24 protein-coding genes are annotated in these 23,888 nt (G+C 36.3%); 15 read left to right on the top strand and 9 right to left on the bottom strand.

All coding sequences use genetic code 11. The features are described from left to right. Positions 1–144: 144 nt before the first annotated feature. From KGF86_RS09930 to KGF86_RS09920, 3 genes are all read right to left on the bottom strand, one after another. Positions 145–510 carry a YtxH domain-containing protein gene (locus KGF86_RS09930; RefSeq protein WP_211741740.1) on the bottom strand — a complete coding sequence of 122 codons (366 nt, stop codon included), beginning with the start codon at positions 508–510 and terminating at the stop codon, positions 145–147. Between the two features lie 124 nt (positions 511–634). Then, a complete protein-coding gene (locus tag KGF86_RS09925; RefSeq protein WP_186869332.1) occupies positions 635–1,150 on the bottom strand; it encodes a tryptophan transporter in 516 nt (171 codons plus the stop codon). 140 nt (positions 1,151–1,290) lie between these two features. Continuing rightward, positions 1,291–1,719 carry an HIT family protein gene (locus KGF86_RS09920; RefSeq protein WP_186869333.1) on the bottom strand — a complete coding sequence of 143 codons (429 nt, stop codon included), beginning with the start codon at positions 1,717–1,719 and terminating at the stop codon, positions 1,291–1,293. A 530-nt stretch (positions 1,720–2,249) separates the two neighbouring features. On the opposite strand from KGF86_RS09920, the gene KGF86_RS09915 reads away from it, so the two are divergent. Together KGF86_RS09915 and KGF86_RS09910 are read left to right on the top strand one after the other, a co-directional pair. Beyond that, complete coding sequence (locus KGF86_RS09915; protein WP_211742021.1) at positions 2,250–2,993, top strand: ABC transporter ATP-binding protein; 744 nt, start codon at positions 2,250–2,252, stop codon at positions 2,991–2,993. After that, the gene (locus KGF86_RS09910; RefSeq protein WP_211741739.1) at positions 2,986–4,209 is read left to right on the top strand and encodes an ABC transporter permease; all 1,224 of its coding nucleotides are present in this window, start codon (positions 2,986–2,988) and stop codon (positions 4,207–4,209) included. The genes KGF86_RS09915 and KGF86_RS09910 overlap by 8 nt, the downstream gene beginning before the upstream one ends. A 250-nt stretch (positions 4,210–4,459) precedes the next feature. Here the strand turns inward: KGF86_RS09910 and KGF86_RS09905 are convergent, their stop codons facing one another. Continuing rightward, positions 4,460–5,629: a M20 metallopeptidase family protein gene (locus KGF86_RS09905; protein WP_186869336.1), complete on the bottom strand. Its 1,170-nt coding sequence runs from the start codon at positions 5,627–5,629 to the stop codon at positions 4,460–4,462. A 130-nt stretch (positions 5,630–5,759) separates the two neighbouring features. Between KGF86_RS09905 and KGF86_RS09900 the strand changes: the two genes are divergently transcribed. From KGF86_RS09900 to KGF86_RS09870, 7 genes are all read left to right on the top strand, one after another. Then, positions 5,760–6,404, top strand: coding sequence for a phosphatase PAP2 family protein (locus KGF86_RS09900; RefSeq protein ID WP_246521452.1), 645 nt, complete (start codon positions 5,760–5,762; stop codon positions 6,402–6,404). A gap of 40 nt (positions 6,405–6,444) precedes the next feature. Beyond that, on the top strand, positions 6,445–7,725 hold the full coding sequence (locus KGF86_RS09895; protein WP_246521450.1) for an MFS transporter: 1,281 nt from the start codon (positions 6,445–6,447) through the stop codon (positions 7,723–7,725). A 13-nt stretch (positions 7,726–7,738) separates the two neighbouring features. Beyond that, entirely contained in the window at positions 7,739–8,491 is a 753-nt protein-coding gene (gene liaF / locus KGF86_RS09890) for a cell wall-active antibiotics response protein LiaF (protein ID WP_211741738.1), read from the top strand. A 15-nt stretch (positions 8,492–8,506) separates the two neighbouring features. Then, positions 8,507–9,544 carry a sensor histidine kinase gene (locus tag KGF86_RS09885; protein ID WP_211741737.1) on the top strand — a complete coding sequence of 346 codons (1,038 nt, stop codon included), beginning with the start codon at positions 8,507–8,509 and terminating at the stop codon, positions 9,542–9,544. Between the two features lie 42 nt (positions 9,545–9,586). Further along, positions 9,587–10,225 carry a response regulator gene (locus KGF86_RS09880; RefSeq protein WP_211741736.1) on the top strand — a complete coding sequence of 213 codons (639 nt, stop codon included), beginning with the start codon at positions 9,587–9,589 and terminating at the stop codon, positions 10,223–10,225. A gap of 75 nt (positions 10,226–10,300) precedes the next feature. Then, positions 10,301–10,726 (top strand): disulfide oxidoreductase, encoded by a 426-nt coding sequence (locus KGF86_RS09875; RefSeq protein ID WP_211741735.1) that lies wholly within the window; start codon positions 10,301–10,303, stop codon positions 10,724–10,726. Positions 10,727–10,729: 3 nt separating this feature from the next. Continuing rightward, entirely contained in the window at positions 10,730–11,206 is a 477-nt protein-coding gene (locus tag KGF86_RS09870; protein ID WP_211741734.1) for a thioredoxin family protein, read from the top strand. Between the two features lie 148 nt (positions 11,207–11,354). Here the strand turns inward: KGF86_RS09870 and KGF86_RS09865 are convergent, their stop codons facing one another. After that, positions 11,355–11,843: an antibiotic biosynthesis monooxygenase family protein gene (locus KGF86_RS09865; protein ID WP_211741733.1), complete on the bottom strand. Its 489-nt coding sequence runs from the start codon at positions 11,841–11,843 to the stop codon at positions 11,355–11,357. Positions 11,844–12,277: 434 nt separating this feature from the next. Between KGF86_RS09865 and hemE the strand changes: the two genes are divergently transcribed. The 3 genes from hemE to hemY are packed head-to-tail and all read left to right on the top strand — an operon-like array spanning position 12,278 to position 15,682. Further along, positions 12,278–13,306, top strand: a complete 1,029-nt coding sequence (gene hemE / locus KGF86_RS09860) for a uroporphyrinogen decarboxylase (protein ID WP_211741732.1) — start codon at positions 12,278–12,280, stop codon at positions 13,304–13,306. A 37-nt stretch (positions 13,307–13,343) separates the two neighbouring features. After that, entirely contained in the window at positions 13,344–14,279 is a 936-nt protein-coding gene (gene hemH / locus KGF86_RS09855) for a ferrochelatase (protein ID WP_211741731.1), read from the top strand. Continuing rightward, complete coding sequence (gene hemY, locus KGF86_RS09850; RefSeq protein ID WP_211741730.1) at positions 14,279–15,682, top strand: protoporphyrinogen oxidase; 1,404 nt, start codon at positions 14,279–14,281, stop codon at positions 15,680–15,682. The genes hemH and hemY overlap by 1 nt, the downstream gene beginning before the upstream one ends. 84 nt (positions 15,683–15,766) lie before the next feature. On the opposite strand, the gene pepF is transcribed toward hemY, so the two are convergent. Next, positions 15,767–17,581, bottom strand: a complete 1,815-nt coding sequence (gene pepF / locus KGF86_RS09845) for an oligoendopeptidase F (RefSeq protein ID WP_211741729.1) — start codon at positions 17,579–17,581, stop codon at positions 15,767–15,769. Between the two features lie 454 nt (positions 17,582–18,035). Continuing rightward, a complete protein-coding gene (yhfH, locus tag KGF86_RS09840; protein WP_186869347.1) occupies positions 18,036–18,164 on the bottom strand; it encodes a protein YhfH in 129 nt (42 codons plus the stop codon). A 101-nt stretch (positions 18,165–18,265) separates the two neighbouring features. Between yhfH and KGF86_RS09835 the strand changes: the two genes are divergently transcribed. The 3 genes from KGF86_RS09835 (at position 18,266) to KGF86_RS09825 (ending at position 22,384) form a co-directional block, all read left to right on the top strand. After that, positions 18,266–18,997, top strand: a complete 732-nt coding sequence (locus tag KGF86_RS09835; protein WP_211741728.1) for an MBL fold metallo-hydrolase — start codon at positions 18,266–18,268, stop codon at positions 18,995–18,997. 79 nt (positions 18,998–19,076) lie between these two features. After that, positions 19,077–20,072: a lipoate--protein ligase gene (gene lplA / locus KGF86_RS09830; protein WP_186869349.1), complete on the top strand. Its 996-nt coding sequence runs from the start codon at positions 19,077–19,079 to the stop codon at positions 20,070–20,072. A gap of 110 nt (positions 20,073–20,182) precedes the next feature. Further along, positions 20,183–22,384 (top strand): YhgE/Pip domain-containing protein, encoded by a 2,202-nt coding sequence (locus KGF86_RS09825; RefSeq protein ID WP_186869350.1) that lies wholly within the window; start codon positions 20,183–20,185, stop codon positions 22,382–22,384. Positions 22,385–22,527: 143 nt separating this feature from the next. Here KGF86_RS09825 and pssA read toward each other — a convergent pair whose 3' ends face one another. Then, complete coding sequence (gene pssA / locus KGF86_RS09820) at positions 22,528–23,064, bottom strand: CDP-diacylglycerol--serine O-phosphatidyltransferase (protein ID WP_186869413.1); 537 nt, start codon at positions 23,062–23,064, stop codon at positions 22,528–22,530. Positions 23,065–23,105: 41 nt separating this feature from the next. Next, on the bottom strand, positions 23,106–23,888 hold the full coding sequence (locus KGF86_RS09815) for a phosphatidylserine decarboxylase (RefSeq protein ID WP_211741727.1): 783 nt from the start codon (positions 23,886–23,888) through the stop codon (positions 23,106–23,108).

Raw genomic sequence — 23,888 nt, 5'->3', positions numbered from 1 at the left:
TATAAGGCTTGCAGGTTTTTTAGTGCTAGTGGTAGAAGGAGAAGGGAAAAAGTTTCAAGGAAGAATAGTGATCAACCATCTTTCAAGTATAATTTGTAATAAAAAAACCAACACACTTAAAGTGTTGGTTTCTATCTTCATTTTCTATTTCTTACTAGCATTTACTTTCTCTTCTAAATCCTTAAGGCTTGATTCAATTTGTTCCAAATATTGGTGAATGTTTTTCTGATGTGGTTCTACCGATTCTTTCCATTCGACTATAGAGCTTTTCATTTCATGTGTTAAATCCTTAATGAGGGAAACACCTTCTTTAGATGTTGCTGCAATTTGATTTTTAAGACGTAGTCCATCCAGTTTAAGATTTTCCAAAAGCTCCATCCATTCTTGGGATTGATCTTTTACCTTATTTCTAAATTCTTTACCTGATGATGGAGTAGTTAATAATGTTGTAACTGCTCCAACTACACCTCCTACCATTATACCTAGCATGAGAGATTTACCTTTTGCCATATGAATCCCGCTCCTTCCCATTCACTATAATTTTTCCTTGTTTCTCTATTTGTATGTATTAGGAATGTTTTCCTTAAAAAATCCCCTGACAACACAGATGCCAGGGGATTTATCCTATCATTCATTAAACAGCTATTGGCTTGGATCGCTTTAGTATTTGCTGGACTACTGGAAAAATAATAATCATCAGCACCGTATTTAAAGCAGCTGCAGGTAATACAGCAGAAGCAAAAGCGAGTACAAATACGCCATCCATTAGTCCTACGACATATAACGCTAATGTAAGAAAAATGGCTCCACTAATCATTGTACCAACAGCAGTTAAAACAGGTACGCCTATTCTTATGTTGACTCGATCTTTAATTAACAGAAAGAGTGCAAAAAAGATGATGGCTGTAATTGGTTTTTCAATAAAATTGGCTATTTGACCACCAGGTGCATTTGTCGTGAGCGCCGATAAAATCCCTGTTGCAATTGCTAATACACCAACATATTTCAATTTAGGAAATAACATGATACCGATAAACATCATAGCTAACATCATGTCTGGTGTTACACCATAAATTGGGGGCATGATAAAATGCAATACAGCACCCATCCCTACTAATAGTGATAAAATGACTAAAACCCTTGTATTCATTTGTACCTCTCCTCAGCTAAGCTATCTAAGCTCATAAATTTTTGTTCCTCAACTGTACACTCGTTGTCAGTTGCAGAAACTTATCATAAGTATATCAAACATCGACAAAAATAAAAAGAATTAATTTACAAATTGTTTGACTAATTGATTTCCTTATTTATTTGACCAGCTATCTGTTGTAAGTCACTAGGAGTATAATCGTCCGTATGAACTTTCCAGTTCGATGAAAAACCATCTCCTTCACCATACCGTGGAATTAAATGAATATGTAAATGGAAGACGGATTGGTCTGCAGGTGCTTCATTATTATTTAGTAAATTCATACCGACAGGCTGAAAAGCTACTTTAATAGCATTTGCGATACGGGGAACGCGTGCAAATAATTCTGATGCAACTTCACTCGGTGTTTCGTAGATATTTTTCACATGTTTTTTAGGAATCACTAATGTGTGTCCTTTTGTGACTTGGCTAATATCTAAAAAGGCCAGTACGTGTTCATCCTCATACACTTTAGCTGAAGGGATTTCTCCTTCAATTAATTTGCAGAATATACAATCTTCATGTGCCAATATAACCAACTCCTAACTTTTTCCTTTATTTTATCTATTCTGTCTGATTAATGTAAAGTCTTAAGCTAATACAAAACAAGAAAACAGGCTTCACCCCAAAAAGGATGAGCCTGTTTTTGTAGAGCCGCGGACAAGAAAACTAATGTGGGGACTTGTACTACCGCTAAACTGCTTAAAGCAACTTATCCGGTTTTTACAAAACCTTTTTGTTAGTATCCCTTGGCGTTGAGATATGTTCTAACAAAAGGGTTTTATTTCATTAGATTATCTTTCGCAAACACCCCATTTGTTTTTTTCATGTTGTCCTTTAGTGAAGCATCACTATTCTCCAACACTAACACCTCATTTGTGTTAACAAATTGGTTTGTTGCTATTTGGTTTCCTCGACTCTACAGTAGTATTTTGAACTTTTTTCGCGTTTCTATACACTTCTTTTATGTAAATGTCGAAAAAGGTATGAGAGTTTCCTTTGGAATTTCCCCCCATAAATGATAAAATTTTTAACAAGTGATCAAGTAGGGGGAATAATTGTGGAACCTTTATTACATATTAACAATTTAGTTGGGGGATATACCCACAAAAATGTTCTCCATGGTGTTTCGTTTGATGTAAACGCTAAAGAGATTGTAGGGCTTATTGGTTTAAATGGTGCTGGTAAAAGTACGACTATTAAACATATTATTGGCTTAATGCAGCCGAAGAAGGGTTCAGTTTCAATAAATGGGAAAACCTTTAAAGACAACCCTTCCGAATACCGAAATCAAATGGCTTATATTCCAGAAATGCCAATTCTGTACGATGAGCTGACATTGTATGAACACTTACGATTAACTGCGATGGCATATAATATTCCGGAAGATGTGTTTGAGAAAAGGTTACAAGTATTGCTTAAAGAATTTCGAATGGAAAAGAAATTAAAATGGTTTCCAGTCCATTTTTCAAAAGGAATGCGCCAGAAAGTGATGATTATGTGTGCCTTCTTAATTGAACCGCCTCTATATATTGTGGACGAGCCATTTGTCGGTCTAGATCCTTTAGGTATTCAGTCTTACTTACAATTGATGGAGGATATGAAACAAAACGGTTCAGGCATATTAATGTCAACCCATATACTAGCAACTGCGGAAAGATATTGTGACCGATTTGTTATTTTACATGAGGGACAAATAAGAGCACTTGGTACGTTAGAGGAGCTAAGAGAGCAATTTCAAATGCCCAAGGCAGCACTAGATGATTTATACGTACAGTTAACAAAGGAAGATAGCCATGTTTAATTCACATGACTTTTTTATGAAGCGTTTTAGTGCGCATTTAAAGGATATGAGTCGGTATTTACGTTATATCTTTAATGGGCATATTGCCTTTGCGATGTTATTCTTTATTGCAGCTATAGCTTATTATTATCAACAGTGGTTATCCACTTTACCAGAGAATTTTCCAACTGCTTGGATAATGGGGGGCGTATTGGGGATTGTTGTTACCTATAGTCCAGTACGCACACTCCTCAAGGAGCCGGATTTAGTATTCCTAATTCCAGCTGAGCATCAGATGGGGGCATATTTTAGAAACTCACTAATCTATAGTTTTGTTATTCAGCTTTATATTGTTGCTATCGTGATGGCAGCATTTGGCCCATTGTACGCGACAAGTTTTGAGAACCGAGGAAATTATCTCGTAATCATTGTTGTGGTGCTAATTTTTAAGCTGTGGAATTTAATAGCTAATTGGTGGATATTAAAAATCCGTGAGAAAAATATTCGTGTGATCGATCAGGTAGCTAAACTGTTACTGAATATTTCGGTGTTTTATTTCCTTATTAATGGAAATATGATTCTTGCGAGTATTACAACGATTTTGTTCACGATTGTCTTTTTATATAATTTTAGCCTGTCCAGAAAAAAAGCGGGTGTTAACTGGGAATTATTATTGGAAAAGGATATACACCGTCTGCAATCCTTCTATCGATTTGCTAATATGTTTACGGATGTACCACATCTAAAAAATAAAATAAAATCGCGGCAATGGTTAGTTTCCATGATTGAACGAAACATTCCCTTTGAACGGAAGAGTACCTATGACTACTTATATCGAATAAGCTTTATTCGTGGTGGAGACTATTTATCAATGTATATTCGGTTAATTATTATTGGTGGAGTATTTATTTACTTTTTACCGAATATATGGATTAAGATTATCTTTGCGATTCTATTCCTTTATATGACTATTTTCCAACTGATGACCTTATATCAACACCATCGCACAATTATGTGGTTAGATTTGTATCCTGTGGAAGTGGAAATGAGAAAAAAAGCTTTATTAAAGTGGATTATAGAGCTTGCGATTGTGCAAACGGTACTTTATGCCATCGTATTTTTGCTGGCCCAGGCTTATTTAGGGTTTCTCATTACATTGGTAGGGGGACTTCTGTTTACCTTTGGCTTTACCAATGGATTTGTAAAACGGAAATTAGTACAAGAAAAGCATTCTTAGGATCTCCCCTGAGAATGCTTTTTTCTAATAAGAGTTCAATTTCTGATTACTTTCTTGACCTATTGCCATAAAAAAATGCCGTTTTTCATAATTTGGTACCATAAAATATCCCCCTAATTTGTCTGTATACCGTTTATACGACTAATTTAAAAAAGGTTTCGAGATCATTGGTAACTGTTTAGGTATTGTCTTAAGGGAACAAATATATCCCAATCACGATAACCGTAATAGGGATAATAAGTAGGGCGGATCACTCTTCTTGGTACGAAAAGTAAGCACTGATTAAAGTTTTAGCTGCAATTGGCATAGCTTTTTCATTGAAGTCGAAATGTGGGTGGTGATGGGGATAGTGATTTCCATCCTTTTCTGCTCCAGTAAAGAAAAATGCACCCGGCTTTTCTTGCAGATAATAAGCAAAATCCTCTCCACCCATAACCGGAATAATTTCTTCAGCCTGTTCTACTTCCGGTAATTTACTACTAACATCAAGGATTAGTTCTGCCTCTTGCTTATGGTTGATTACCGGTGGATACCCTTTTTCGTAATGGAATGTATAGGTGCATTCATAAGAGGTACAAATCCCTTTTACAATTTTCTCCATTTCTTGTATCACTTGCTCCTGTATATCGGTATTTAAATAACGTACCGTTCCAATTAATGTAGCAGTATCCGCGATAACATTAAATGCATCACCAGCTTCAAACTTACCTACGGTGATGACAGTAGTTTCTAATGGATCGATTCTTCTACTAACAATTTGTTGTAGTTGAGATACAACTTGAGATCCGATAACAATAGCGTCTTTTGTTTCATGTGGATAGGCGCCGTGTCCACCTTGGCCTTGAATCTTAATTTCAAATCGGTCAGCACCAGCCATGAGGACATTTTTTGCTGTTTGGATAACCCCTAAAGGAGTAGTAGCCCATAGGTGAGTACCAAATATGGCATCGACATTTTCTAATACACCAGCCTCAATCATAGGTTTTGCCCCACCAGGTGCGTATTCTTCTGCATGTTGATGTAGAAATACGATGGTACCTGGTAAATCCTTCTGAAAGGATTTCATCACTTTTGCTAATACTAAGAGAGTGGCTGTATGGCCGTCATGTCCACAAGCATGCATGACTCCATCGACCTTTGATTTATAAGGAACCTCTTTTACATCTTGAATTGGAAGTGCATCAAAGTCTGCTCGAAACGCAATAGTTTTCCCAGGTTTTCCCCCTTTTAAGGTTGCGACAACTCCATTACCACCTACATCTTTCGTATAGGGGATATCGAGGTCTTTATAGAAATTTGCTATGTATGCAGCTGTTTTGTATTCCTGGAATGACAGTTCTGGATATTGATGTAAATAACGGCGTATATCCACCATTTCTGGATATAAGTTTTCAATTGCTTTATGAATCTCTTGTAGCATCTATCGTTCCCCCTCGTTAGTTTTTTTTATTATAGCATCTTTTGAAACAGTGCAAAAATTAATTTGAAATTGTTAGGAGATAGGCTATGATTAAAACAATAGGAATTTATTAATCAGGAGGTTCTATTAATTGAAGAAGCGACATATTGTACAGACTACTTTTTTAAGTGTCATGTTAGCCATTATAGGAGTTTGGATCGTGAGGATTGTTCGTGGAGAGTTACCGTTTGTTGATCAATGGACAAGGGCCCTAGTTGACACCTTTCCAGATACATTTATATATACGTTCTTTCGAGGTATAACTAACTTAGGATCAGAACCGTTTATGTATCCTTTGACCGTTATTATAGCGGCGCTACTAATTATTTTATATCGGGATTGGTTACCTGGTGTATTATTTGGATTAGGTATCTATGCTACTCATCTACTAAATAAGCTAATGAAATATCTTGTAGCAAGAGAACGGCCAACAATTATGGTGGAGGCGAATGCAATTGGGGAGAGCTTTCCATCTGGACATGCCATGATCCCAATCGTTTGTTACGGATTAATAGCTTATTTCCTTGCTAAAAAAATTAAGTCATCTACTGTTGTATTATTTGTGCAGATTTTCTTTGCTTTATTAGTATTCTCAATCGGAATTAGCCGTTACGTCATTAATGTGCACTATTTGACAGATATTGTAGCAGGCTTTGTCTTTGGATATTTATGCTTGTTAGGACTGATATATCTGTATGAATTAATACAACGGATCAGGACTCGGTCTCAAGACTGAGACAAAAGCATTCTAGAGATGGTTTTCCCTTCTTCGAAAAATGACTAAAATAAAGGTAACGAAAGTGGAGAAGGGAGCAATAGCTATGGATACTGTGGCTAAGCAAGAGGAATTAAAGATTCCAATTTTTAAAAATCGTAATTTTGTACTCCTATTAATAAGTGCATTATTTTCGTCACCAGGGTACTTTGTTTATTTAATTGGTGCAGAGTGGTTGATGTTGAACATAACTGATAATCGTTTTTATTTTGGTCTATTGTTTTTTGTAGCAGCTATCCCCAGATTAATTTTATTAGTTGTTGGTGGATTAATTGCTGATAGGGTGAATAAACGGACTATCCTTTTTTGGTCTGATTTTTCACGAGCGGTACTGATTGGCATATTAGTTATATTAATTTTAACGGATTCGGTAGCTATCTGGCATTTGCTAGTTTTGTCTGGACTGTTTGGCATTTCCGATGCATTTAGTTATCCAGCTATGAATTCGTTGATACCAACTTTATTAAAGGAGGATCAACTACAGCGTGGGAATTCCTTTATTCAAATGACTTCACAGATTAGTCCTATTCTTGGTCCAGCATTAGGTGGTACGCTTATTGCCCTTTTAGGATTTGCAGGAGTATTTTCAGTAGCCTTTGGGATGCTGTTAGTCGCGTCCATTGCTGTAATCTTTATTCGGGTGAAACTGGAAAAGCAAGAAGAGGAGAAGCATACACCTTTAGCGGATTTAAAGGAAGGCTTTCAATATGCGCGGAAAAATGAGCTGGTCATTTCCGTTGTTGTGATGGCGTTATTTTTAAACTTATTTTTCTCCGGACCGATCGCAATTGGCATGCCTGTTATCGTGAAGGATGTGTTTGCAGGTAGTGCAGTGAGTTTAGCAACGATTCAGACTTCAATGGGGATTGGGGCATTAGCTGGCGCAATCATTCTAGCAAGCTGGAAGCTTAAGAAACCTGGTAAAGCAGTAATAAGTAGCTTGATTAGTTTGGGAATCGTATTTAGTACAGTTGGACTTTCTGCAAATGTTTGGATGATGGCAGGTTTAGTTGCACTGATGGCGGTATTAACACAGATTATTAATATTCCTATCATAACCATGTTACAGCAATCAACAGATAAGAAAATGCTAGGTAGAATGATGAGTATGTTTATGACCGTATCGACAGGCCTGACCCCAGTTTCATATATTATCACATCCTCATTAATTGCTTTAGGTGTAAGTATTCAATGGATTATCGTGGTGTGTGGAATTATTATAACCCTTATAGCAGTCTATAACATAAGAAACAAAAAAATACTAGAATATCAATTAGTATAAGGGAGAGAAGGATATGAGAGTAGGATTCTTTAGATATATAATAGCTGCAGTACTAATCATTTGCGGCGTTATACTCGTGTTAGAAAATATTGGAATAACAGAATTAAGTACTAAGAATATGTGGGGGTACATTTTTCCATCATTAATTGTACTAATCGGTCTAAAATGGATGATTGATCGGATGAGACATAAAGGAGGAAGTTGGATATGGGGGTCCTTCTTCTTCATTTTTGGCTCCTTGCTCCTATTGGACAAATTTGATGTCATCCAATTTGCTTTTAAAGATGTATTTAAACTATGGCCATTATTAATTGTTTACTTCGGTTTTCTATTTATAGGAAAGTCAACTAAGCCTAAAGTGACGATCTACAATGGGGGGTCAAAGGTTGAGAAAGATGATAATTACTCTTTTTTTTCAGTAGGGAATCATGAATTTAATCAACCGAACTGGAAGGTTGAGCCAACTACGGTCAAGACTTTAGCTGGCGATTTTTATTATGACTTTTCTAAAGCTTATATTCCTGAGAAGGAAATCCCGATTACGATTAGTTCTCTCGCTGGTGATGTTCATATTTTGGTTCCTGAAAATCTTGAATTTCAAGTCTATGCTTCTGTAAAGGCAGGAGATATTGATATCGTTGGGCAAACAGTGGATGGTATTAATCGCTCCCTTAGTTATGTAACACCTAATTATGATTCTGCAACGAGAAAGATTAACTTAACATTGAAATTAAAGGCTGGCTCCATTCGAGTGGATTATGTATAAGGGGGGAAGCGAGAGATGAAAAATCGCTTTTCAAGTATTCGCTTCAGCTATATCATTTCACATTTAAATGGGTTCTTCTTGACAACAATTACGATATTAGCTGTTTTGCTCTCTATTTATGTTTGGTTTAGCCCAGAGTGGCTTACATCGAATAGTATTTTTCTCTTTATTGGCTTATATGCAGTAATTGCTTTTGTTGTTTCCATTTATGTAGGATTTCGATCTAGTGGAGACCTAAAGCAACGGATGGATTATTTATCAGTGCTAATTACACAACTGGCAAATGGGAACTATCAATCGAAAATCTATTTTAATGAGGGAGACGAGCTCAATCGAATTGGGAATGAGTTAAATGAACTTGGAGAAAAGCTGCAAAACCAAGTGATTTCCCTTCAGCGTTTAGCTGATGAAAAGGCGGAATTAGCAAAATCTGCTCATAAGTCGGCTGTTATTGAAGAAAGACAGCGAATTGCAAGGGATCTTCATGATGCCGTTAGCCAACAACTTTTTGCTTTAACGATGATGTCGGAGGCTGCTATTAAGCAGCTCGATTTAAATCCAAATGTCGCGAAGGAACAGATGACAGAGGTTGCTAATGCGGCTCACCAGGCACAGTCGGAAATGAGAGCATTATTACTTCATCTACGACCGGTGCATCTATCTGGCGATCCGTTACCACGTGGGGTAAGAAAGTTAGTAGAAGAGTTAAAGCAGAAATCGCAAATTGATTTTCATTTAACAGTAGATGATTCTTTAACCTTATCTGAGGCTACGGAAGAGCATGTATTCCGCATTATACAAGAATCGCTATCTAATATCCTTCGCCATGCAAATGCAACAGAGGTGAAAATAGAGGTTGTTAAACGGGGCAGGGAGCTTTTCTTACATATTGCTGACAATGGTATGGGATTCGACTTATCGAATGATAATGCAAAAAAGACCTCATATGGACTTAAGACAATGAAGGAAAGATGTGAAGAGTTAGGTGGGAATTTTACTATTCGTTCGAATATCGATGAAGGAACCTATATCGATATCCGCATACCATGTTAATAATAGTAGAATTGAATTTAGAAAGAGTCGGGGGGATGAGAAATGATTCGTGTTATGGTGGTGGACGATCATGAAATTGTTCGAAAGGGAATAATTGCTTACCTACAAACGGACGCAGAAATTGACGTAATTGGTCAAGCGAGTAGTGGTAATGAAGGAGCAAAGCTTATTCTTAAAGAAAAACCAGATGTCGTATTAATGGATTTAATGATGGATAATGGTACTGGAATCGATGCAACAAAGCTAGTAATGGAGGATTATCCAAGTTGTAAGATCATTATTCTGACAAGCTATTATGATGACCAACAAGTTTTTCCAGCATTAGAGGCAGGGGCGTTTAGCTATATTTTAAAAACATCTTCAGCAGATGAAATAGTCGCCGCTATTAAGAAAGCGGCAAAAGGGGAAAATGTCATTGAACCAAAGGTAGCTAGTAAAATGATGACGAGCTTTAGAGGTGCTTCTCGAAAACCGCATGATGAGTTAACAGAGAGAGAAATGGAAGTATTGCTTTGTATAGGCAATGGCATGACAAACCAAGAAATAAGTGATCATTTGTATATAGGCATAAAGACGGTCAAGACCCATGTCAGTAATATACTAGCCAAGTTGGATGTACATGACCGGACACAGGCAGCGGTGTATGTTCATAAAAACAATATTTTATCAAAAGAGGGATAAGCCCTCTTTTTTGTTTTTTGTATGAATTCCTAGTATAATACTAAGGAAATTAAAACGGTTAAGGAGAAACCTTACATGAAACTGACGAAGAAAAAGGAAAATATCCTACTTGGTATTTGGGGAATATCTGTTATTGCGACATTAGGTAGCTTGTTTTTTTCAGAAATACTTGGCTATGAACCATGTAAGCTTTGTTGGTACCAACGAATCCTCATGTATCCACTTGTCATCATTTATGGTACAGCATTATTTAAAAAAGACTTGTCCATTGCTTTACCAGGTCTTATCTTAAGTGGAATAGGTATGTGTGTATCTACATATCATTATCTCATACAGAAATTACCTACATTAGAAGCTGGTGGGGCTTGCGGATTAGTTCCATGTAATTTTGAATATGTAAACTACTTAGGGTTTATTACCATTCCATTTATGGCAGGGACAGCATTTATCTTAATATTCGTGACACACTTATCTTTATTAAAACAATCCAGGGGGAAATAATCCATGCAAAAGAAAATGATCATTATTATAGCAGCAGTTGTTGTGTTATTTTTTGCACTATATTTCGTAATAGATTATAAGAATAATAAAGCGCTTGAAGGAAATAATCCGTACGGCAAGACGAATCTTGAACAAGCAACCATTGATCAATTAAATGATCCAAACTACCAAAACCAGATTTTACCAGAAGCACTTAACGAAAAAGTAGAAAATGGTGAATCTGTTACCGTTTATTACTACAGCCCAATCTGCGTCTACTGTAAGGCAACAACACCATATTTAGTTCCTTTAGCGGAAGAAATGGGTGTGGATATGGTCAAATTAAATCTATTAGAATTCTCTACTGAAGGGAACAAGTATGGAATTCAGTCAACTCCAACCCTTGTTCATTATGAGGATGGAAAAGAAGTAGCCCGTCTGGAAGGGCAGCAAGAGAAGGAAGTGTATGCTGCATTTTTTGAGGAGTATGTGCTGAAGTAAAGCAGCGGACATATCGTTATGTAATCAAAAACACCCGAACTAATTCTTATTAGAACTAGTTCGGGTGTTTTTGGTAGATAGAATAGTGTTTCTTGCTAGCATTAGAAAAACTAGCATATTGCTACAGAGAAATGAATGGAAGCTTTTTCTAATCTCTTTCTATCATGCTATAAGTAGTTACAAACGGGCGGTCGGCAAAGTATGCGGGAGGCTTTGTTTCTGCGTGTGCTTTTTTAAAGGCTTCTGAGTTTTTCCATCGCTCATAGCTTTGCGCAGAATCCCATTGAGTAAACACTATATATGTATTACCTGACATTGGCTTTAGTAAACGAAAGGCTTGAAATCCTGGTTGGCTGTCTACCTCTTTTTGCCTTTTCTTAAAATTATCTTCAAATAATGGTCTGCCCTCATCTATTACAGGAATATTATTCAGCACAACATAACCAGTTTCCATTATATCGCCAGATTGAACAATTACGTCATACTCTCGTCCTGCTTGAAAGATTTGTTGATCTGTTCCCTCATAATAGGCAATATCATTCGATGGCCCATTCATAAAGTGAAAATGAATTGCTGGGTATTTTTTAGCGAATTTGATTAAAAAATCAATCGTTCCATTGGTTAAATAGGCTTTCATAGGAAAAAACTCCTTTTTTAAAAAAATTATCTATAATAATTATTAAAAAGTAATTCTTATTACTTTAAGTTTAGAAGAAATATCTATATAATAATGATTGTTGGAACATCAGGATTGTTCGTTATGATCTATTTTACCGTATAATGAATGGAATTATAACCGAATCTGCTTAAATATTGGTCTGTTCCGGACAACATAGATTGCTAACGACTATATTCGACAAATATTTCCCAGGTAATAATTTTCTGTACGTTGTTTTCCCTAAAAATGGGGCATTTGAATCATGTTAAAATTAGACAAATTGATGACAATAGCCCCTTCTTTCTATACTTATTATGTCGAAATAGGTATAGTAGAGAAGGAAACTAATGGATAGTTAATTATTATTATATTACTACTTAAAAAGGACTGGATAGATCCAAAAGGGTGAGAAAATGAAGCTAAATGATACGATTATTCGCGCGTATAAAGGCGAAGAAACAGATTACACACCTGCATGGTTTATGAGACAAGCAGGTAGATCACAACCTGAATATAGAAAGCTTAAAGAAAAGTATTCTCTATTCGAGATAACACATCGACCAGAAGTGTGTGCCTATGTGACAAGACTTCCTGTTGAACAATATAATGTCGATGCTGCAATACTGTATAAAGATATCATGTCCCCATTACCGGCATTAGGTGTTGATGTAGAAATTAAATCTGGTATTGGTCCGGTTATTGGGAACCCGATTAAAACGATTGAAGATGTAGAAAAACTGGGAAGAATAAATCCTGAAGCAGATGTTCCATATGTATTGGAAACGATACGACTGTTAACAGAAGAACAGTTAACCGTACCATTAATTGGATTTAGTGGTGCACCATTCACTTTGGCTAGTTATTTAATAGAAGGGGGACCTTCTAAAAATTACGGTAAAACAAAAGCATTTATGTACGCAAATCCTGATGCATGGTTTGCTTTAATGGATAAATTAGCTGACATGACGATTACGTATGTAAAAGCGCAGATTAATGCTGGTGTTAAAGCTATTCAAATTTTTGATTCTTGGGTGGGAGCTTTAAATGCTCGCGATTACCGAATCTATATTAAACCAGTTATGACGAGGATATTTGCAGAATTGCAAAACGAAGAAGTACCACTTATTATGTTCGGTGTTGGTGCAAGTCATTTACTATTGGAGTGGAACGATTTACCACTTGATGTAATTGGGTTAGACTGGAGAACTTCGATTAAAGAAGCAAGAGAATTAGGGGTAACAAAGGTATTGCAAGGTAACTTAGATCCGGCAATTCTACTTGCGGATTGGGATACTATTGAAGCTAGAACAAAAGAGATTCTAGACCAATCTATGGAAGATGGCCATCACGTGTTTAACCTAGGACATGGTGTGACACCTGATATAAATCCAGAAACACTAAGGAGATTATCTGATTTAATTCATTCGTATTCAAAGCGATAACACTTGAATCAAAACTTTCATGAAGAGGTGTAGGAAAATGGAAAGAAAGAAATTAGGACTTTTAGTAATGGCGTATGGAACTCCATATAAAGAGGAGGATATTGAACCATACTACACGCATATTCGTCATGGTAGAAAGCCTTCTGAAGAAGCGTTACAAGACTTAAAGGATCGTTACAAAGCTATCGGAGGGACCTCTCCATTAGCTAGAATTACAGAGGAACAGACAAAAGCACTAGAAGCTAAACTAAATGAAAGCCAAGACGAATATGAATTCAAAGCTTACATCGGTTTAAAACATATTACACCATTTATTGAGGATGCCGTTGCTGAAATGGCTAAAGATGGTATTAAAGAAGCAGTATCTATCGTATTAGCACCACATTACTCTACTTTTAGTGTTAAGTCATATAATACACGTGCTAGTGAAGAAGCAGAAAAACATGGTATTTCAATTAAAGCAGTTGAAAGCTGGTATGATGCTCCCGGATTTATTCAATATTGGGCAGAACAGATTAATGGAGAATACACAAAAATGTCTGCTGACGAACGTGAAAAAGCAGTACTTATTGTTTCTGCACATAGTCTTCCGGAGAAAATTTTACAAAACGGTGATCCATACCCAGAACAATTAGCGGAAACAGCAAGATTAATTTCTGAAAAAGCAGGAATCAAAAATTACGAACTTGGATGGCAAAGTGAAGGGAATACACCAGATCCTTGGCTGGGACCAGATGTTCAGGATTTAACAAGAGCACTATATGAAGAGAAAGGCTATCGTGCATTTGTATATGCACCAGTTGGATTTATCGCTGATCACTTAGAAGTTCTTTACGATAATGACTATGAATGTAAAGTAGTATGTGATGAATTAGGAGCAAGCTATTTCCGCCCAGCTATGCCTAATACACATCCTTTATTTATTGAGACGTTAGCAGGTGTTGTACAAGAACGAGTAAAGCGTGATGCGTAATGAATAAGCAAACAATCGTGATAATAGGCGGTGGGATAACAGGGTTATCCGCTGCCTATTATTTACAAAAAGCGATAAGAGAGAAGGATTTACCATATCAGGTTCGATTGGTAGAAGCAAGTAGTCGTGTGGGTGGAAAAATAAACACGTTAAAGCGTGATGGCTTTATTATTGAACGTGGTGCAGATTCTATGATTGCTAGAAAGAAACCCGGTGTTAAGTTAGTAGAAGAGCTTGGATTAAAAGACGAGATGATCCGAAACGGCACTGGGCAGTCCTATATTCTCGTGCAAGGGAAGCTACATAAAATGCCAAAGGGCGCTTTTATGGGAGTACCGAAGAAAATCGGACCATTTTTACGTTCAGGTCTTGTATCGCCTACTGGAAAGATACGTGCTTTGTTTGATTTGGTAAAGGCTAAAGGGCCAGAACAGCCAGATCAATCACTAGGTTCTTTTTTCAGACGCCGTTTTGGAAATGAGTTAGTCGATAATGAAATTGAACCTTTACTATCAGGCATTTATTCAGGTGATATTGATGAAATGAGCTTAATGGCTACCTTCCCTAACTTTTATCAATTGGAGCAAAAGTATGGTAGTTTAATAAAAGGATTAAAACAAACGGTACCAACTCCACCAAAAACAACTGGCAAAACACCGGGTGCGTTTTTCTCTTTTAAAGGTGGACTGCAAACGATAGTAGATAAACTAGTAGAAAAACTAGATGAAAACACCATTTTACTTGATTCGATTGTGGATCACATTGAGAAAAAGGATACAGGCTATCATGTATTGCTGGACAGTGGGGATGTAATCAAGGCTGTTAGTGTTATTACGACAACTCCACATCAAACATTACCGAAGATGTTTAGCCAATTTAATTTCCTCAAGCCATTTGATGATGTTCCATCTAGCTCGGTAGCTAACGTAGCAATGGGCTTTGATCAGTCAGCAATTAAGCAGGATATTGATGGTACAGGATTTGTCGTTTCAAGAAATAGTGATTTCCGTATTACCGCGTGTACATGGACACATAAGAAGTGGCCATCCAGTACACCGGAAGGAAAAGCATTGATTCGTTGTTATGTTGGTCGACCACATGATCAAGAAGTTGTAGATTTACCGGATGAGGAATTAGTTCAACTCGTTTTAAACGATTTAAATAAAACGATGAATATTACTGCTGAACCAGAATTTAGTGTGATTTCTAGATGGAAAAATATCATGCCACAATATACTGTTGGTCATATAGAGAGAATTGAAAAGGCGCGTCAAGAGGCAAGTGAACAACTTCCAGGAGTATATTTTGCAGGTAGTTCCTTTGAAGGTGTCGGGATTCCAGATTGTATTGACCAAGCGGAAAAGGCAGTTCATCAAGTAATCGATTTTCTGCAAACTAAATAAAATGGAAAGAGGCACTTGTTATTTTAGTAAGTCCCTTTTGTACGAAAAAATAGCCTACGTTTCTAGTAGGCTATTTTTTTGCTATTATTCATAACTCTTTTCAAGTTCATCTACTAAGGAACCAACAAAGGCAACCGCTTCACGGATAGCATCTGGCTTAGACATATCGACACCAGCTTTCTTGATTAAATCTAACGGTTTTAATGTTCCTCCGGCTTTAAGCACTTCTAACCAACTATCCACAGCAGGTTTCCCTTCTTCTTGAATTCGGTTTGCTACTGCAGTAGATACGGTTAATCCCGCAGAATACGTATATGGATATAGCCCCATGTAATAATGAGGTTGACGCATCCAAGTAAGTCCAGCCCCTTCATCCAATGTAACAGCATCACTCCAGAAGTTTTCAAGTGCTTCACGTTTTTGTTGTGTTAGTACACTTGCAGTTAGTGGAGTGCCTGCCTCTGCCAATGCATATACACGACGTTGATATTCTCCTTCTAATAAGTGTGTTACAAAGTTATGGTAGTACGTCCCTAATAATTGTGTAATAACCCATCGCTTCATACGTTTATCATCTGTAGAGCTCATTAAATGATTAGCTAATAGTAATTCATTAATCGTAGATGGTGCTTCTACAAAGTAAGTAGAAGGTCTAGTATTAAATAAGGATTGATTTTTACCTGCAAGGTAGAAATGTCCTGCATGTCCTAGTTCGTGTGCTAATACGAATGCTCCTCGCATCGTGTCAGTCCAAGTAATAAGGATATAAGGATGAACACCATATGGACTTGAACAAAATGCCCCTGTTGCCTTGCCAACATTATCAGCTAAGTCTACCCAACGCTCGTTAAGACCTTTTTCCATTATTTCTGTATATTCAGGTCCCATTACTTTTAAAGCCTCTAAAATAACTGATTTTGCTTCTTCATACGTTGTTTTTGGATTGAATTCTGGATCAAGTGGTGCTTTTAAATCACTGTATCTCATTTCATCAAGGCCTAGTTTTTCCTTTTTCAATTTAGCATAGCGGCGCATATGTGGCGCTAGCTCTTCTTGGATGACATTTAGCTGATTATCATACATTTCTTTTGTTACTTGTTGCGGTGCTAGTAGCATGTCTGTTACAGATTCATAATTGCGTAGACGAGACATGGTTACTTGTTTCGTTACTTCTGTAGCATAGGTTGCTGCAAAGGTATTTTTATATTGGTTTAATGTTTTAGTAAAAGAGTCATATGCATCACGACGCAGCTTAGTGCTTGCTTCTAACTCATAGCGGTCTTCATATAATGCTGCAGACATTGGTAATTCATTACCATCTTCGTCTTGGATAGAGTCAAATACCATGTCACTTGCTTTACTACGAGAGTAGATCATATAAGGAGCATCATGTACTTCACCTAGTGCAGCTAATGTTTCTTCAATTTCAGGTGCTAATGTATGTGGTTTGTCTTCTAAAATATCATCTAGCATCTTCTTATAAAGTTGAAGTGCATCTTCTTCGTTCATAAATTGTTCGATTTGTCCTTCTGGTAAAGCTAGAAGTTCAGATTGTACGAAGGATAATTTTGCTCCGATAGAGGCACCAGCAGAAGAAACTCTTGCAGAATCACGTTGGTTATCTGGATCACTCCCATCAGCACTGGACTTCAGGCTAGCATATGTAAATACGCGAACAAAACGCTCACGGTATTTTTCTAGTGTTGTAAGGCAGTTTAATAATGTTTTTGCATCATTTCCTAGCTTACCCTTATACTTGGTAACTTCCGTGATATCAGCTTGTACAGCTTGTAGTTCTTTTTCCCAATCCTCAAATGTTGGGAATAAGTCAGTCAGGTTCCATTTTTGCTCTTCAGGTACTTCAGAGCGTAGTAGTCTTTTAGTTTGTGTTGTTGTCATAATACAATCCCCTTCCTTAAAAATATTTCGGTAGTCTAAATATTATAATACAAAAATTACTAGAAGGATATGATTTAGTTGTAATTTTTTAAAAATTTATTAGGAATTTATGCTCCTAATTTAGTAGATGAGAAAACTTAAGGCGATAAGGCATGCTCCAAAGGTGAAAATTCTGGATAGTTAAATAGAAAAAGAGACGGAAGCATCTAGTTCAAACTAATGATTAGAAGTGTTCAATTAATTACGTGAGACAAGAATTTAAGTTAATTAAACGAATAAAGAGGTAATCAATGAGAAATCATATTCTCCTCCCGATGATTGAGAAAAATTCAACTGGTATACAGTCATTACGATCTGTCTAAATAAATAAAAAAAATACAGCTATCTGTTAATAGCTGTGCAAAAGTTGTATCCTATCTTTTTTAAGATTACAATTGGGAGGAAAGTAGATAATTTATCGTGCTGGGTGATCGCAATCTTCACAAATGGAGATATAACAATCTGCCTGTTCGGTTATTTCTAGACCGCATTTCTGACACTTTTTCTTTGGTAGGTTTCGGAAAAACTCAAGCACACTGATCAATGAGGTTTCCTCCTTTTCCTTTATTAAATATATTGTATTATAACAGTATTCACAAGGTCAATTCTGTGTTACAACAAAATAAGATTATGAGGTGATCAAACATGAAGTTAACGGTAATTGGTTATTGGGGTGGGTTCCCTGCTCCTGTAAGTGCAACTTCTTCTTATTTATTAGAAAAAGATGGCTTTTCTTTATTAATTGATGTAGGAAGTGGAGCGTTATCTAGATTACAACAATTTAAACACGTGTTAGATATTGATGCGGTTATACTTTCTCATTATCACCACGATCATGTAGCTGATATAGGGGTGTTACAATATGCTTGGTTAGTACAGTCTTATGTAGTAGGGAACAAGGATATTTTGCCAATATATGCACATACAGAAGATAGAGAAGGCTTTAATAAACTTACCCATGAATATACGGAAGCCATTGCATATAATCCAAGTGAAACATTAACAGTAGGTCCATTCGAAATTGATTTCTTAAAGACAAAGCATCCTGTACCATGTTATGGCATGAGAATTACCGACGGAGAAAAGGTTCTAGTCTATACTGCGGATACTAGCTTCCAGGAAGAATGGATTTCATTTAGTAGGGATGCAGATGTACTTATTACGGATTGTAATTTTTATGAGGATCAGGACGGATCACAGGCTGGTCATATGACAAGTATAGAGGGGGCAACTATCGCGAGGGAAGCTAATGTAAAAGAATTGATATTGAGTCATCTGCCTCAATATGGAAACAGACAAGAATTAGTGGAACAGGCTAGTAAGGTCTTTGCTGGAAGTATTCAACTTGCGGAAGAAGGACTTACATGGGGGAAGTAATCGCTTTTCATTGCCTAGAAAATCTTTTTTCGATAAACTAATATTTGGAAATGAACTAACTATTTAGGAGGGGTTTACGATGAAATTTATCGACAATCACGGTATAACCGATCCAATGATTAACTTAGCTATTGAAGAATATATATTGCAAAACTTTGGGGAGAAGGATACATATTTATTATTTTACATTAACAAGCCTTCTATTATTATCGGGAGAAATCAGAACACGATTGAAGAGATTAACACCGATTATGTGGAAGAAAATAATATTAAAGTAGTACGTCGCCTTTCCGGTGGAGGAGCGGTTTACCATGACGAACAGAACTTGAACTTCAGTTTTATCACCAAGGATGATGGGGAAAGCTTCCATAACTTTGCGAAGTTTTTAAAACCGGTTATTGAAGTGTTGAATGAACTTGGTGTTCCAGCTGAACTACAAGGAAGAAACGATGTAGTTGTAGACGGGCGTAAAATCTCCGGTAATGCGATGTTCTCTACCAGAGGTCGTATGTTTAGCCACGGTACATTGATGCTTGATTCTGAAATAGAAAATGTAGTAAAGGCACTTAAAGTTAAAAAAGAAAAAATTGAATCAAAAGGAATTAAGTCCATTCGTAGTCGTGTTGCAAACATCTCTGAATTCCTTGATGAGAAAATCACAATGGAAGAATTTAAAGAGCGTATTTTAAAACATGTTTTTCAAGTGGAAGATGTAAACGATGTTCCTCGTTATGAATTAACAGAGGAGGATTGGGAGAATATCCATAAGATCTCCGAAGAGCGATATCAGAAATGGGAATGGAACTATGGGAAATCGCCAGCATTCAATGTACAAGCATCTCATAAATTCCCTTCAGGTCTGCTAGATGTACGTTTTGATGTGAAAAAAGGAATTATTGAAAATTGTAAGATTTATGGAGATTTCTTTGGTTTAGGTGAAATAAAAGATCTTGAGAATAAATTAATAGGTGTTCGTCATGAAAAGCAAGCGATAGAAGAAGCGCTTGAAAATGTTGATGTTGAGCACTATCTTGGTAGAATTACAAAGGAAGATCTAATTAATTTACTGTATTAATTCAGAGACCGGCTCACCTCGTGGGCTGGTTTTTTGCGTAATTCTTAGTATTTCTCTTATGAAGTTGCTATAATTCTTATATTACTTCTTTAGAATAGGACGATGAACATATGAAGTCTACTTGGAACATTTTTTGGAATGATATAAAAAATATAGGAACAAATTGGGTAGCAGCGATTTTGATTGGTGGTTTAATATTATTACCTTCTCTATATGCATGGTTTAATATTAGTGCTTCCTTTGACCCATATGGTCATACTGATCAAATTCCTGTTGGTGTAGTGAATTTGGATGAAGGTGCTACTGTACGAGATGAAACAATCCATATTGGGGATGACTTAGTAGAATCTTTAAAAGAAAACAAGTCCCTAGATTGGCATTTTGTTGATAAAGATAAGGCTATGGAGAAGTTAGAGTATGGGGATTATTTTGCAGTAATTGTAATCCCAGAGGACTTTTCTGAAAGCCTTGGTACCGTGATTGAGCCTGAACCGAAAAAGGCTAATGTCGAATACTACGTTAATGAAAAAATTAATGCCATTGCACCAAAAATAACCGAAAAAGGTGCCAGTGTAATCGTACAAGAAATTAGTAGTAATTTTATTTCTACAGTTAATGGGATTATTTTTGAAAAGTTTAATGATCTTGGAATTGAACTGGAAGAAAATTTACCGGATATTGAACGATTTGAGGATTACATTTTTACTCTAGAAGATAACCTACCTGAAATTCATAGAATGCTTTCTGAAACAATAGATGATTCGGACGTCGCTAAACAATTAATCGATAAAGCCCAAGGTCTTATACCGAAAGTAGAAGAGACAACAACTAGTGGATTGGAAACAATTGATCAAACAACGGAATTTCTTCAAGAAGCAGAAGATCGATTAAATGAGGTAGCACCAAAAATAGATGAGGAATTAGAACATATCCAGCAAATGATTACAGATACGAATGAGTTTGTTCGTACTTTCGATTCGACTAATCTTGATCTAAACGAAGGAAATCCGTTAGATAGTGATAGGGCAATTGGACAAATTGATGATATGATTCAATCGGTGCAAGCAGTTGAAGAATCTCTACGCGAGCTTCAACAGCAGGGTGATGATAATGGTGACCAACAAGAAGATGAGCAACCAGATGGTGGAAGTAACCAAGAAATAATGGAGCAAGCATTAGATGAACTAGAAAATATGGAACAAAATTTAGTTCAACTTCAGGAGCAAATGAAGGAATATCAATCATTCCTAATTAGTAAGCAGGAAGAAATTGATAGTATTGTCGATACGCTCAAGGATCGTACGGAAACTGTTAATGAGCAGATTGATGAATTCGTGAGCTATTATAAAGAAACAATCGAGCCTACCGTACAGGAAGAAGTATCCCGAGCTAAGCAGACACTTACAGAGGCTAGAGAGATACTGGTAGAGATTCAAACAACCATCCCTGAAGTGGAACAAATGTTGTCTAGAACAGATGCTAATTTGTCGGAAGGTCAGGATATGTTACATTATGTAAGTAATGAGTTTCCTTATGTTAATGATAAAGTGAAGGAAATCGCTGAACGAATTCGTGACCTTCAAGCTGATACCGATATGGATGATTTAATACAACTACTGCAAAATGACCCAGAAGCAGAACGAGGATTCTTTGCAGAGCCTGTCGTATTAAATGAGAATAAATTATTTCCGATTCCAAATTACGGAACGGGTATGACACCATTTTATACCGTATTATCCATTTGGGTAGGTGGCTTGTTACTAATTTCACTGTTGTCGACAGATATTCATCACCATAGAGAAGCGTTTACTGGAAGACAAATTTATTTCGGTAGATTGCTCACATTTATGAGTATTGGATTTTTACAGACGATTATTGTGACGTTGGGAGATAATTTATTACTCAAAGTAACAGTAAGTGAGCCAATTTGGTTTATTCTGTTTGGGCTGTTGTGTAGTGCAGTATTTATCACGATTGTTTATACGCTAGTCTCTGTATTTGGAGATGTTGGAAAGGCTATGGCTATTGTATTACTTGTTTTACAAATTGCAGGATCAGGTGGAACATACCCAGTAGTACTTTTACCTGAATTTTTCCAAGCGATTAACCCGTTTTTACCATTTACGTATGCTATTGATTTAATGCGTGAAGCGGTGGGAGGAATTGTTTGGAGACGTGCCTTCCATGATATCTTATTCCTGTTATTATTTGGATGTATCGCTATTGTTTTAGGCGGTTTTCTTAAAGAAACGATTAATAAACATACTAATAAACTAAAGGAAAAATCTAAGAAATCCGGATTGTTTCATTAGGAGGAGTAGATTAGCTAGACCTTGAGTAATAACTATATAAATTAAGTAAAAAACCCGGACTCATTCAAATTCTAGGGATAGAATTTGAATGAGTCCGGGTTTATAGTTTCTATCGTAAAAACCATTTTAATAAACATCTGTTCTTACATCTTTGGAATACGTACATTACTAACCATTAATATGCTTAAGATCAGGGTTAATAATACAAAGAAATTGGTTGGTAAAACGCCTGCAAAAAAGGAACCTAACACCATTATGATTCCAGCAACCGTAGTAGGAACACCGTAAAATGCCCCGTCAAATTCTTTTACATTAAAGCGTGCAAGGCGAATTGCGCCAGTTAGAATATAAAGGGTTACAATTAGCATGCCTAATTCTGGCAATCTCTCCTGAAAGACCATGTAGTATATTAGGACAGCAGGCGCAATGCCAAAGGACACAAGATCACTAAGGGAATCTAATTGTTTCCCGAATTCCGATTCAATATTAAGTTTCCTAGCAACAATACCGTCAAAACGGTCAAAGAACGCTGCTAATATAATGAAAAACTGACTCAAATGAGTAAATCCTCTAAACACCAGTATCGTAGCAATTATTCCATAACTAATATTAAGTAACGTAAGGCAATTTGCCGTTTGGGATCGTAATTTTAAATTTTCAATTCTTTTGATAAGAAACATATTAACCTCCATGATGATTTTTTTCCTGTCAACTTCCTAAGTCAGCGATTCCATTCACCAATCGATTCTCCTACTTTTACTTCAGAATCCGTGTGAATCTTAGATTGAAAGGAGTCGTTTTTATCTATAAATAAAACAACGGTGGAACCGAAGGAAAAATAACCTAATTCTTCTCCTTTTAAACAGGTTTCAGAAGAATGATAGAGTTGAATACTATTAATATTTAATGCACCAACTTTTACTACGGCTACTCTACCAAATCTAGTTGAAAGTTCGGATATTATTCTGTAGTTAGTAGAGAGTGGATTATTTCCATATCTCATTCCTAAGTTATTGACTGGGAATGATTTTTCCCCCAAGGCATACCGCGAAACTAATGTTCCATCCACTGGGTAATGAATACGATGGTAGTGACTAGGTGATAGATAAAGTACGTAAAAATAGCCATCTTTATATCTATCAGCCTTTTTTACATCTCCAAAAATATCATTTACACTGTATGGTCGATTCTTGATAGAAAAAGTATAATCCGAGCTTACTCTACCGAAATCACTTATTACCGCATCTACAGGTGAGATTAATGTATTTGGGGATGGGTCTATTGGTCGTACATTCTCCTTTAAACTACGAGTAAAAAATGAATGCAAGTTTTTATAATGTGAAATAGGGTATTTCATTTCTTGCGTGTCTATTCCATAAATTTTAGAAAATGGACCGATTAATGGTCTGCTTAATGGCGATTTTGTAAATGATTTTAGTATGGTAGAACTTATAGGATTACCTGTTAGTTCTACAAGCGATTTTAAGAGCGTTTTTTTTAACAT

This window comes from Ornithinibacillus massiliensis (assembly GCF_018310345.1).
Classification (GTDB): domain Bacteria; phylum Bacillota; class Bacilli; order Bacillales; family Amphibacillaceae; genus Ornithinibacillus; species Ornithinibacillus massiliensis.
The sequence above is the reverse complement of the archived record's forward strand: the minus strand, read 5'-3'. Positions and strand labels throughout refer to the sequence as shown.